This is a genomic window from Paraburkholderia terrae, from assembly GCF_002902925.1.
Lineage (GTDB): Bacteria > Pseudomonadota > Gammaproteobacteria > Burkholderiales > Burkholderiaceae > Paraburkholderia > Paraburkholderia terrae.
In genome coordinates this window covers 579,289-591,115 of the sequence record NZ_CP026114.1, presented here as the reverse complement: position 1 = coordinate 591,115, position 11,827 = coordinate 579,289, and the positions used below count along the sequence as shown (strand labels likewise).

Annotated in this window: 12 protein-coding genes; 2 read left to right on the top strand and 10 right to left on the bottom strand. The window is 59.3% G+C overall.

The window, feature by feature from the left end; translation table 11 throughout:
- Positions 1-27: 27 nt before the first annotated feature.
- Positions 28-294: a DUF4148 domain-containing protein gene (locus C2L65_RS44570; protein ID WP_042314337.1), complete on the top strand. Its 267-nt coding sequence runs from the start codon at positions 28-30 to the stop codon at positions 292-294.
- A gap of 332 nt (positions 295-626) precedes the next feature.
- On the opposite strand, the gene C2L65_RS44565 is transcribed toward C2L65_RS44570, so the two are convergent.
- Genes C2L65_RS44565 through C2L65_RS44545 form a run of 5 tightly spaced genes read right to left on the bottom strand, consistent with a single transcriptional unit; the run spans position 627 to position 5,127 of the window.
- Positions 627-1,310, bottom strand: a complete 684-nt coding sequence (locus tag C2L65_RS44565; RefSeq protein WP_233446744.1) for a response regulator transcription factor — start codon at positions 1,308-1,310, stop codon at positions 627-629.
- Between the two features lie 24 nt (positions 1,311-1,334).
- Positions 1,335-2,744 (bottom strand): sensor histidine kinase, encoded by a 1,410-nt coding sequence (locus C2L65_RS44560; protein WP_042314338.1) that lies wholly within the window; start codon positions 2,742-2,744, stop codon positions 1,335-1,337.
- Between the two features lie 3 nt (positions 2,745-2,747).
- The gene (locus C2L65_RS44555; RefSeq protein ID WP_042314348.1) at positions 2,748-3,422 is read right to left on the bottom strand and encodes a response regulator transcription factor; all 675 of its coding nucleotides are present in this window, start codon (positions 3,420-3,422) and stop codon (positions 2,748-2,750) included.
- Between the two features lie 5 nt (positions 3,423-3,427).
- A complete protein-coding gene (locus C2L65_RS44550) occupies positions 3,428-4,525 on the bottom strand; it encodes an FUSC family protein (RefSeq protein ID WP_081921359.1) in 1,098 nt (365 codons plus the stop codon).
- 20 nt (positions 4,526-4,545) lie between these two features.
- Positions 4,546-5,127, bottom strand: coding sequence for a hydrolase (locus tag C2L65_RS44545; protein WP_042314340.1), 582 nt, complete (start codon positions 5,125-5,127; stop codon positions 4,546-4,548).
- 72 nt (positions 5,128-5,199) lie between these two features.
- On the opposite strand from C2L65_RS44545, the gene C2L65_RS44540 reads away from it, so the two are divergent.
- Positions 5,200-5,841, top strand: a complete 642-nt coding sequence (locus C2L65_RS44540; RefSeq protein ID WP_208647237.1) for a TetR/AcrR family transcriptional regulator — start codon at positions 5,200-5,202, stop codon at positions 5,839-5,841.
- A 121-nt stretch (positions 5,842-5,962) separates the two neighbouring features.
- On the opposite strand, the gene C2L65_RS44535 is transcribed toward C2L65_RS44540, so the two are convergent.
- From C2L65_RS44535 to C2L65_RS44515, 5 genes are all read right to left on the bottom strand, one after another.
- Positions 5,963-7,192: an MFS transporter gene (locus C2L65_RS44535; protein WP_042314341.1), complete on the bottom strand. Its 1,230-nt coding sequence runs from the start codon at positions 7,190-7,192 to the stop codon at positions 5,963-5,965.
- On the bottom strand, positions 7,189-8,505 hold the full coding sequence (locus C2L65_RS44530) for an MFS transporter (protein WP_042314342.1): 1,317 nt from the start codon (positions 8,503-8,505) through the stop codon (positions 7,189-7,191). Before C2L65_RS44530 ends, C2L65_RS44535 begins: the two co-directional genes overlap by 4 nt.
- Before the next feature lie 86 nt (positions 8,506-8,591).
- Positions 8,592-9,479 (bottom strand): isocitrate lyase/PEP mutase family protein, encoded by an 888-nt coding sequence (locus C2L65_RS44525; RefSeq protein ID WP_042314343.1) that lies wholly within the window; start codon positions 9,477-9,479, stop codon positions 8,592-8,594.
- Between the two features lie 63 nt (positions 9,480-9,542).
- On the bottom strand, positions 9,543-10,406 hold the full coding sequence (locus C2L65_RS44520; RefSeq protein ID WP_042314350.1) for an amidohydrolase family protein: 864 nt from the start codon (positions 10,404-10,406) through the stop codon (positions 9,543-9,545).
- Positions 10,407-10,440: 34 nt separating this feature from the next.
- Entirely contained in the window at positions 10,441-11,694 is a 1,254-nt protein-coding gene (locus C2L65_RS44515; protein ID WP_103254699.1) for an MFS transporter, read from the bottom strand.
- Positions 11,695-11,827 lie beyond the last annotated feature (133 nt).

Sequence of the window (11,827 nt, the reverse complement as noted above, 5' to 3'; positions counted from 1 at the left end):
TACCCACTTCTTTTAAGGAAAATCATCATGAAAACAGCAATTCTTTCTATGGCTATCTTGACCGCTCTGATCGCATCGCCCGTGTTCGCCGCATCGACGCAAGCGGCAGACGCACCGCAGGCCTCTCAGGTCACGTCGAACGACACGGCGCCGGCCACGCGGGTCGGCGGTTGGACTGCCCCGAGCCAGGTAACTCATGAAAAGACACGTGCAGAGGTTCGCCAGGAACTGATTCAGGCCGAAAAGGATGGCCAACTGGATTACCTGAACTCGGTCGTCTATGCACACTCATAAGCGATGACGCCAAAAGATATTCAGATGCGCCGGTGGCGCCGTGCTCGATTTAGGCTTTCGCGTCACGCGACCCGGATACACGCATCCCTCTTGTCGGCTTAACGCTCTTAAATCAAGCAAAACTACGAGGTAGTTTGGATGAAACCCATTCTCAAAAAACTGATTGGTTATAGCATGTCCGCTGCATTGCTTGCCGTCGTCCTCGCGGGATGCACGACCATCCCTCCAGCTCATTCACCTAATGAATGTGTTGGTCCGCCCGGCTATTGCGTACCATACTTTGGGTCCTAGGCCGTCACGTTCGACCCATGTCGATTTTCAAAGTATCGTTGCTATGCCGCGATAAGTCTGTAACCAAACCGGTTGACCGTTTCGATGTGGGTCTTCAACATGTTTCCCTCAAACTTTCGTCTTAGCTTTGTCACGACGAGGTTCACGCTAGCTGGATCAACTTCCTCATCTTCCGGCCATGCATATCGAATCAACTCTTCTCGCTTGATAGGAGAGTTAATCTGGCGGAGTAAGCGTTCAAGGAACAGATACTCCCGCCTGGACAAGGGCACGCGATTGGCACCCTCGACAAACTCCCGCCGCGACGAATCAAGTCGCGAACCGGAATGCTCGGAATCACTGACAGGCGGCGGTAACGAAATCCTGCGTAACGCTTCAATTCGCTCACGCACTTCCTCAAATGAATATGGTTGGTTGAAGCACGCGTCTGCTCCCGCGCGCAGTATCTTGACACGATCAGCGGCACAAGCGCGGATACCGAGTATGGTGACAATAACCGCCCCTCCAGCGAGGTCAAAGATCTTTGGCAACGTGTCCTGCAGCAGGTTGAACGTGGATGAGTCGATCGCGAAGACAATGACCACATCGAACGACTCCTCTGCAGCGAGGAACGTGCCGTCCGGCACGCTCAGGGCTCGCTGCAGACTGTAGCCACTCTCTTCAAGCGCCCGCTGCAACCAGTTCCCCTCGTCGTTGAACGGCGAGACCAGAAGTATCCGCATCATCAACTCCAGCCCGTGCAGGGCAAATTAGGCCAGGGAGTGCGGCCAGCACTCAACAGTCAGGCGCGCGCCCGGGCGGGCATCATCGATATGCAAGGTGAAGTCATGGACGCGAAGCACCGCTGAAACGATGCTAAGCCCCAGCCCGGACCCCCGCACCTGGCGGGCCTGGTCGCCCCGGTAAAACCGCTTCAAAACGGCATCCCGCTCGTCTATCGGTATTCCCGGACCGTTGTCGACGATGTCCAGACGGGGGCCTCGCCCTGTGCGGGAAAGTTCTACACGCACTTGGCCACCCTCGGGCGCAAACTTGATTGCGTTGTCGATCATATTAACGAATGCTTCGAAAAGCAGCGCGCGGTCGCCGTGAATGGTCACGGCCGGAACGCTCTGAACGACCCACTCAATACGCTTTGTCTCGGACAACGGCTCAAACAGTCCTCCAAGCTCCTGTACAAGCACATCGAGATCGACCGTGGCGAAACCTCCGCGACGCTGCAGGGCTTCGATTTGCGATATGCGCAACATCGCGCCGAAGCGTTCGAGCAGCGTGTCTGTCTCAACTCGAGCTTCAGCAACCATCCTGGTGGCGACATCATTGTTAGTTGCGATACTGTATGCGGCTATGCGCCCTAATAACGACCGAACATGCGCCAAAGGCGTCCGGAGGTCGTGAGCGATCCCGTCGCAAGCACATTTCACTTCGCCCATCAGCCGTTCAACTTCATCAAGCATATGATTGACAAGGTGTACAAGCAGGTCAATCTCATCACGTCCGCCGACAGGAAGGCGCTCATGAAGATCGCCCTGCGTTATTCGACCGATCACTTGCCTTATCGCTCGAACCCTGCGCATCTGTCTCATGCTCAACATCAATCCGCCAACAATGCCAATCGCGAGGGTGAGAAGTCCCCCGCCAATCACCGTACTGACGACTGCCTCGCGAATCTTGAGAACATGTGTCAAGTCGCGGGCGACTATCAACTGGGTCCCATCCTTGCGCCGTTCGCCCATCACGCGAAAAACCGGCACACCTTGATTTTCCACAATTCCCAACGGATGCTTCCAGGTGCGGCCAGTCCCGTCTGGCGAAAGATCGCGAGGTAGCGTAAGAATATCGCCCGCTATGTGACGACCATCTGATGTGAACAGACCATAGAAGTTGGTATGCATTCGGTCATTTTCGAGCCTGCGATCAATGGCTTCCTCCAACTGACCGTCCGGGATCGAGTCGAAGTAAATAAGCTGCCAATGGATCACCACGTCGGCGTCCCTGTTGGTCGTATTCGACGCCGCAGTGTCAACGAATCCGATCAGAATTACCAAAGAAATAGCGAACATGCCTGCGTAAGCAAACAACCACCGAAATGTCGTGGTGTGCCAGCGAGTGCCGAGATTGGGCGGCTGCGAGGAACTTTGCGCGTTATCCACAACCATCCCCTATCCAAGCATGTAGCCTGAGCCACGCACGGTCTGAATCAGAGCCTGAGTACCTGGCGGATCTATTTTCTTGCGCAACCGTGCAACGTGAACGTTGATGAGGTTTGTACCAGGATTAAAGTGATAACCCCAAACCGCCTCGAACAGCATGGTTCGCGTGATGGCTTGTCCTGCATGCCGCATCATGAATTCGAGTACCCGATATTCGGTGGGCTGAAGCTCGATCTCCCTTCCGTCCCGCGTCACGGCGCGCGACAGCAGATCGATCTCGAGCGGCCCCGCCTTCAGTCTCGTCTCTTGCGCCGTTGGTTTTTGGGAAACCCGCCGAAGCATTACCTCGATACGTGCGGCCAATTCTCCCGGGTCGAATGGTTTCGTCAGATAGTCATCGCCCCCCGCCCGCAGTCCGCAAATGCGCTCGTCGACGTCGCCAAGTGCACTCAGCATCAGGACCGGCGTCTGAAGACCAAGCGCGCGTATTGCCTTTAAGATAGTGAGTCCGTCCACTCCCGGCAGCATGCGATCGAGAGTAATAGCAGCATACTGACCGCTCATCGCCCGCATCATGCCCTCCGGACCGTTATCTACCCAATCAACCGTGAGGCCGCGCTCACGTAGCTCGTTGATTATCTCGTCGGCGGCAGCCGGGTCATCTTCAACCGTCAAAACGTGCAATTGGCTCATGAAGCAACTCCTTCTAATTTGACGCGCCTCGCGATGACGTGTACGGCCAGCGTAAATAGCAAACCTATCGCGCTGCCCAACACTACATTGATCAAGCGCTCGCTCGCGAAAGTCCACGGCTGGCCAGCAACCACGAACGCCATTGCCGCGCAGCCGCAGCGCGTGCCGAATGCAAGGACGTAGGGCCGAATGCAGACGAGTGTCAGCAACGCAGCAAGGACAATCAGGTCTCGCGAGAAGGCGTCGTGGGGGACCAGCAACCCTGCGAGGATACCGGCCGGCACACCGACAGTGGCCCCCGTGATGCGATGACGGAACTTGAGCCGGGCGCTCGCGGCACTTCCGGTCACCACGCTCGCTGCGGACCAGATCATCCATTGTCCATGCTCGATATGCCGCCACTCCACGAGTGCTGCTGCGACGCCGACGGCGAGCGTAACGGCGATCATCGCCTCGACGTATGGAACACGATCGCCAATGTCGGCGCGCGTGGACCATTTTGTGAAGTGCGACACCCACGAAACTTCCGGACGGTGTTGGCGATAGTGATCGATTGAAGCGATCAGCAGGACCGGCAAGAAGGCGGTCCATATGAACGGAAGAGTTTCGAATCCCCGATGGATAAGCGCCGCCTGCCTGACCCCTTCGGCGCTCTCGCAGGCGAGGTACAGCACGGGAATAAACGTAAAGCTGCCGAGCGAACGCAGCTCGCTTCCCCGTGCGATTACCAGTATCGACCCCATCGCCAGCAGGGCGGTGGCTCCGACAAACAGCGGTGGCGAGGCGAGCGAGGCCATCAATACCATGAAGCCCGCTCCGATGGCTATCCCGTGAGCGATTACCGCGAGCGGGGCAAGACGCGAGCGATCCACGGCAATGGCAGTCGACACGGTCACCAACGAAACCTCCAACCATTCGGGCTTGCCTGAAACCAAGGCGAGAACGCCCAATGGGAAAAGAGCAGCCAACACGCGCACAAGTGCCGTGCCATCAATCGCGGCAGCAACGCGCGACACGAGCGATGCGACGAATTGATAACCGCGTCTGCGCGGCGACGAAGCGATGGCGAGGCGGTCACATGACGTGCGGCGCATGGCTTTTCCGTAGGCCAGTATCAGTGCGCGAGTGCCTGGATCACATCCCCGGACTGCCGCACCAGGCCAAGCCTCGGGAAGATGTGATCAACCGACGCCTGGTGATGCTCCGGCGCTGCGCAGCTCATCGCATCCTCGACGAGCACGAGGGTATAGCCGAGTTCATGGCCGGCTCGCGCTGTTGATTCGACGCCGATATTCGTCGAAATTCCGCCGAGCACAATGGTCGTGATGCCACGGCGACGCAATTGCAGATCAAGTTCGGTGCCGTGAAATGCGTTCCACTGCCGCTTGGTGATCTTGAGATCGCCTTCGTCTACTTCGAGCGTTTCGGGAAAGTCCCACCACGTCGAGGGAAATCCGCCGGCAGGAAGCGTTAGGGGCTGATCGACGGGTTGCTTCAGGGCATCGCCGAAATCGTGGCTCCAGCCTACGCGCACCAGCACGACGGGCGCGCCGATTTCCCGAAAGCGCTTCGCGAGCTTCGCCGAGGCTGTCAGCACAGACTCGGCGGGGCGCGGGGCCTTTGCGAATCCAAGGATTCCCTGCTGGAGGTCAACCAGAACGAGCGCGGTCGTTTGGGGGTCGAGTTTCTGCAACATGTTTGCCGTCCATTGATCTTGGTGAGCCGAAAGTGTATTGTGAGGCTTGTCTCACATTTTGAGTATATGAGAATGGCCTCACAAAAGTCAACCGGAACATTGAGTGCCGGAAGCGGGCAAGCGAAATCTCCTCAGCGTGCGCGTGGTCACGCGCGGGTCGCGGCGCTCCTCGCGGCGGCAAGCAGTGAATTTGCCGAGAAGGGATACGACGGCGCAACGATGACGGCGATCGCCGCCCGCGCGGGATCGTCGATTGGCTCGCTGTATCAGTTTTTCCCCACAAAGGATCAGATCGCGGGGGCGCTGATCGAAAGCTATCTGGACATGCTCACAGAGACGTTCCGCAAGCTGCGCGAGGCTGCGCCGACACTGGACTTGTCGCTGCTCGCGAGCCGGTTGACGAGAACGTTCCTGAAGTTCCGCACGATCCATCCGGCGTTTGGGGTCCTCGTCGAGACTTACAGTTACGCTCTGCCGGGCACGGTCGGCATCCGGGAAACACTGCGGGGAGAGATCGAATCCGTGCTGGCTGCGGTGGCGCCGCACCTTGCGCCGGCCGAGATCGGTGTCCGTGCCGCGGTGATCCAGCAGCTCATGAAGGCAGCCGTCGCGATTAATGGCGATACCTCGCTGGCCGGTCGTAAGGCGGCGATCGACGAACTGGAAGGCCTGATGCAGCATTACCTGCACGACGCGATCAGGGTGGCCAGATAGTGCGTCGGGAACAGATCCAGTCCGTCTATGGTGTTTTGACGCATCCCAGACCACCGGGAATAGGGCGTGACCGATGAGCCTGTTTGGCCATTCCAACTGCCTTCAGTTTTCAATGGGCCCACTATGCAAGTTCACGCGAGATGTGCTTATGGTGATGACCCTTGCGCACTGTGTGGAGGATCGTGAAGCAAAGCGCTGAGATGAACAAGGCCACGATCATGAAGAGAAAGCCACCTGTGAACGATCCGGTCGCAGATACCGCGTAGCCAACGACAATTGGCGCGAAAAATCCACCCACCTGGCCGCCGAGGTTGACGAATCCGGAAAAGGCCCCGCGCAGATTCTCAGGCGTCAAGTCGAGCACAACCGACCACACCGGGCCGAACCCTCCGTACAGAAAAAACGCCGATACCGACAGGCCGGCAATGCTTTGCGCGCTCGAGGCAAGGTTGTATGTGACGTAGAGCGACACCGCCGTGCAAATGTAGATCACGGCAATGAGAAGGCAACGGTATCGATACAGCGATCGACTGCCGATCCAGCCAAACGCGATCATTCCGGCTGCGCCAAACAGATACGGAATCGACGCCGCGACGCCCAGGGCTTTCAGATCGATATGGCGCGCGATTGACAGATAACTCGGCATCCAGCCGAGGTAAGCCCAAAACGCGACATTGAATGCGAGATAGGCAACAAATATGAGCCACGATGTCGGTTGACGAACGATCTCTCGCAGGCCCTTTCGAGGCCCGTCGGCAGACAGGCTTGTGCGGTAGGCCGGAGCGGTCGGGGATTGCTTCGGAATCACCCACCGGATCAACAGCGCCATGACCAGGCCCGGCAGCGAAAGCCAGCGAAACATGCCCTGCCAGCCGGTGTGCGTCAGGAACCACACAGCAACCGGTGCAATGAACGCGGGCCCAAGCGCCAGCGCAGAGAGATACGCCGCATTCGCGGCAGAGCGCTCATGAGACGCAAAGTTATCGCCAATCAGCTTGAAGCTTGCGCCGTTCGACAAGCCTTCCGATGCGCCGAAGAGGACCCGCACAGCCACCAGCGCGATAAGCGTCGAGGCGAATCCCGTCATGCCGGTAAAGACGCTCCACAGAATCGGGCTTGCGATGAGCATGCATCGGGCGCCGAAACGGTCAGCCAGATAGCCACCAGGGATCTGCGCAATCGCGTAACCAAATGTGAACGCAGCAAGGATAAAGCCGAACACATTTGGGTTCAACTTTAGTCCGCGCATCATGGTAGGTGCTGCGATCGACAGGTTGATGCGGTCGAGATAGTTGACGAATTGGAGTAGCCAGATAATCAGAAGCACCTTGTACTTGCCGGCTGCTCTCATACTTCGATCGCCTTTTGAAGTTCAAGTTCGGTACTGCGCACGTGCGTTTCCGGCATCTTCAGATAGACGATCAGGGAGATTGCGGACCATGCGGTGACGTACCAATAAAAATAGTGCTCGTGTCCGATCGACTTGAACTTCAAGGCGACGAATTCGGTTGTGCCGCCGAGGATGGCCGTGGTCAGGGCATAGGGCAGGCCTACGGCCAACGCTCGAATGCGCGCGGGAAACAGTTCGGTCTTAGCCAGCATGTGGACCGATGTGAAGCCACTCAGCATGAAGAGCCCGCAAAACGATAATGCAAACGCCACCAGTGGATCGTGCGTGTGGGCGAGCACACTGAAGATGGGCACGGAAAACAGCGTACAACTCAGTCCAAAAAAGATCAGGACGGGCCGCCGTCCCAGAATGTCGGAAGCGAGGCCAAAAAGCGGTTGCAACGGCATATACAGCAGCAGCGCTGAAGCTGAGACAAGCGTGGCCGTTTCCGTGCCGAGTCCGACGGTATTGACGAGGAACTTCTGCATATAGACGGTGTAGGTATAGAAGCCCACAGTCCCGCCCACGGTAATCCCGACCGCCAATAGCAGTTGTCGCCAGTGGAGCAGCATTTCACGGCTGATGGGTGGACCGCGCCGCGTCCCACTGTGTTGGAATGCCTCGCTTTCCACGACGTTGCGCCGCATGTAGAGCGCGAACAATGCAAGCGCTCCACCGATGACAAACGGTATTCTCCATGCCCATCGGTCGATCTGCCCGGAGGTAAACAGCACGTGCTGCATGACCAGTAGCAGACCAAGGGCCAGCAACTGACCCGCGACCACGCTGACCTGCAGAAAGCCAAGGTAGAAACCTCGACGATTCACCGGCGCGATCTCGCTGAGGTAAGTCGCGCTCGTGCCGTATTCGCCGCCCATGCTCAAGCCCTGCAGCAGCCGCGCAAGGATCAGAATGGCGGGGGCGAAAACGCCGATAGTTGCATATCCTGGCGTAATGGCGATGATCAGCGAACCAATGCACATCACCGATACCGATCTGGTCAGTGCCGATTTACGACCTCGGCGATCCGCATACAGGCCGATCAGCCAACTGCCGAGCGGACGAGCCACGTAACCTACGGCCGCGATTGCCGCCGCGTTCATCAACTGGACTGTCGCGTTACCGCTGGGAAAGAACGCTTTGGCGAAGTAGATGGAAAAGATGCTGTACGCGAGAAAGTCGTACCACTCGATCAGATTGCCCGCCAAACCGCCTACGATGGATCGCAATTTCGGTGGTCGAGTTGAAGGTCCTTCCATTCCAGGGACGGTCATATACAGTCTCCTTTGTTTGTTATGCGGTGACGCCACCGATCCACGGTTTTTACGGCGCGCAGCGGCATTCCACCGATGCAGCCGCCTTACTCATCATGGGCAGCGTATTTTTCATCGAGGCGGTCATAGAGCGGCTTGTCGACGAGACGCTGACGCTCGCTAAACGGCACCACAAGGTCCGGATCTTCGTCGAGCCTCCCTGCGTCCTGCAGCACGTTCAAAGCCCGTTGCATGCCGCGCACCGCGCTCTGTAGCGCCGCATTGGCGTAAAGCACCATGCCGAAACCAAGCTCCGCCAGCCTGGCTTGCGGCAAAGTCGGTGTCTTGCCTCCGATCACGATATTGATGAGCTGAGGCTTGTCGATGAGCGCAGGCAACCGCTGCATCTCCTCGATCGTTTCAACTGCCTCGATGAAGAGGACATCGGCACCCGCTTCAGCGAAGCGATGCCCACGTTCAATAGCGGCGTCGAATCCTTGGATCGCGCAGGTATCGGTCCGGGCAACGATCAGCAGATTGGGATCCTCGCGAGCGTCGACGGCAGCGTGCAGTTTGCCCACCATCTCACTCGTCGATATGACCGCTTTGCCGGCGAAATGTCCGCACTTTTTGGGGTTCACTTGGTCTTCGAGCTGGATGGCATCGGCACCCGCCCGTTCCAGGGTTCGAACAGCGTGACGCACGTTGAGCGCGTTGCCGTAGCCAGTATCGGCATCGACGATGAGCGGCAGGTCTACGGCGTCCCGGATACGCGCCGTATGGTCAGCCATTTCGTGCAGGCCGACAAAGCCGAGATCCGGAAGTCCGAGAAACATGTTCGTCACGCCCGCGCCAGTGATATACAGCGCAGCGAAACCGGCATCGGCCGCGACACGCGCGCTCAGCGCGTTGAACGTACCGGGCACGAGCAACGCTCGCCGGCTTTCCACCAGCGAGCGGAAAGCGCCGCGGCGTTCAGTGGATGGAAGCGACATGGTTGAAATCTCCGTGGTTGGCGTAGGCGGGTCAGCGGCCCGGCCGTCGACCGGTCGAGTGGCCTATTCGAATCGATAAAGCGTGCGCGCCGATCTTGTGAGGATCGACTCGCGCTGCGTCGCGTCAGGGACCCATTGGTCGAGCGCGCGTCGGGTGGCGTCGTAATCGACAAGTTGCTGGTGCTGCGTGTGCGGCCAGTCGCTGCCCCAGACCAGCCGCTCGGGCGTGTAAGCGTCGAGCAGCCGGCCTGCCAAGGAGGTGCCCAAAGCGGCTCCGTCCTCGCTTGACGCACTTCGGTAAGCCGCCGACAGCTTCACCCATACGCGTCCGGTCCCAGCAACCGATAGCAGGTATTGGAAGCCCGGATCGCTGGCTGCGCTGTACGGATCGGGCCGGCCGAAGTGGTCGACGACCACTGTGCAGCGCTGCTCCAGCAGCGGTCCGACAACCGCGTGCAAGTCCACCGCCTCACGATGCACCTCGACATGCCAGCCGAGCGTATTGACACGCGTCAGCAATCGTCGCCAGTCGGGTGCGCTCAATTGAGGAAGCGGTAAGCCGATCAGATTCAATCGGATACCCACCACGCCTGTGTGATCGAGCAGCGCGAGTTCGGCATCGGTGACCGCGCAATCCACGACCGCCACCCCGCGAAAGCGCTGCGGATAGCGCTTGGCCACATCGAGGAAAAAGGTGTTGTCCGTGCCGAGAAAACTGGGCTGCACGAGTACGGCATGGGAGACACCATTCGCCAGCAGGTGACCAGCGTAGGCATCGAGCGTCGCGTCGTAGTCCGGCGCGTGGCGACGCTGCCTGGCAAGCGGCAAGCCGCGTACGAACACGTGGGCGTGGGCGTCGATCGCAGTGACTCGCATGTCGTTGGCGTCGTACCACTCGTCTGACACTGTAGTGTCTTGCGTCTGCATCTGTTGAATCCGTTCGTCGATCATGTGTTCCGTCTCAGGCACGGGTCGCGGCATTGGCCGCTACGGGCGCGATCCGGCGGTTCGTGGTTTCCGGCAGCATCAGAGCGGCCACGACCACGAGTCCGTATGCAATACCGGCATCGATACCGAGCGCCGAGCCTAGCGGCATCGAGTTGCCCATATGTCCGACCAGTACCGGAAAACCTGCCGAGACGATCCGTCCGAAGTTGTAGCAAAAACCCACACCGGTGCCGCGGATGCCCTGAGGATAGAGCTCGTTGAAGAGTGCCCCGAGCGTGGCGGGGATGCCTGCTGCGAAGAGGCCCAGCGGGAAGCTGAGGAACAGCATGGCGGTGTCTCCCATCGGCAGGAAGACGTAGAGGTTGACCGTCGCGACGCAGCACACGGCGAACAGGATCACGTTGAGCCGACGACCGATCCGGTCCTGAAGCCACGCGCTCACGAAACACCCGCATATGAACGCCGTAATGACGACGGCGAGATAACCGCCCGTGCCGAGCACGGACAGATGCCGCTCTGCCTTGAGGTACGTCGGCAGCCAGGTAGTGATGGCGTGATAGCCGCCGTGCGCACCCACGCCGATCAGTGCGCCAATGATCGTCGAGCGGATCACCGATCGGTCGAAGATGCTCCTTGCTGCGGTCAGCGCCTGCCCGGACGACGCGATGGGCGTGACAGCTCGCGGCGGTTCAGCTACGTTACGGCGCAGATAAAGCACGAGCCCGGCTGGAATCACGCCGATGCCGAACAGCAACCGCCACGCCCAATCCGGCGACACGAACGAGAACACCAGCGTGTAGAGAAGCACGGCGCCCGCCCAGCCGAAACCCCACGCGCTCTGCACAATGCCCATCGCCTTGCCGCGATGTTCCGCGCGAATGGTCTCGCTCAATAGCACGGCGCCGGCGGTCCATTCGCCCCCAAAACCCACGCCCTGCAAAGCCTTGAGCGCCAGCAACTGTTCGAAGTTCTGCGCGAACGCGCTCAGGAAGGTGAAGAGCGAGAACCAGACCACCGTGATCTGCAGCGCGCGCACGCGGCCGTACCTGTCCGACAGCATGCCCGCGAGCAGTCCACCCAACGCGCCGGCGACGAGCGTCACGCCGCCGATCAACCCTGCCTGCCCCTTGCTGATACCCCAGGTTACCAGCAGGGTCGGGATCACGAGGCTGAACAACTGCGTGTCCACGCCGTCAAGCGCCCAGCCGGCGAAGCAGCTCCACAGGGTGCGCTTTTCCGTCGCCGATATGGCGCGATACCAGTTCATCGTCGTCTCCTGTGTCGATCCGGAGTTAGCGCTCCAGCGCTCACTCTGGTCCCATGCAAAGCTCTATTTTTCGGGGCCGGGTTCACTCGCGTGCATCGCCCATGGAGACATTCTAGGGATCGCGTGGATAAAC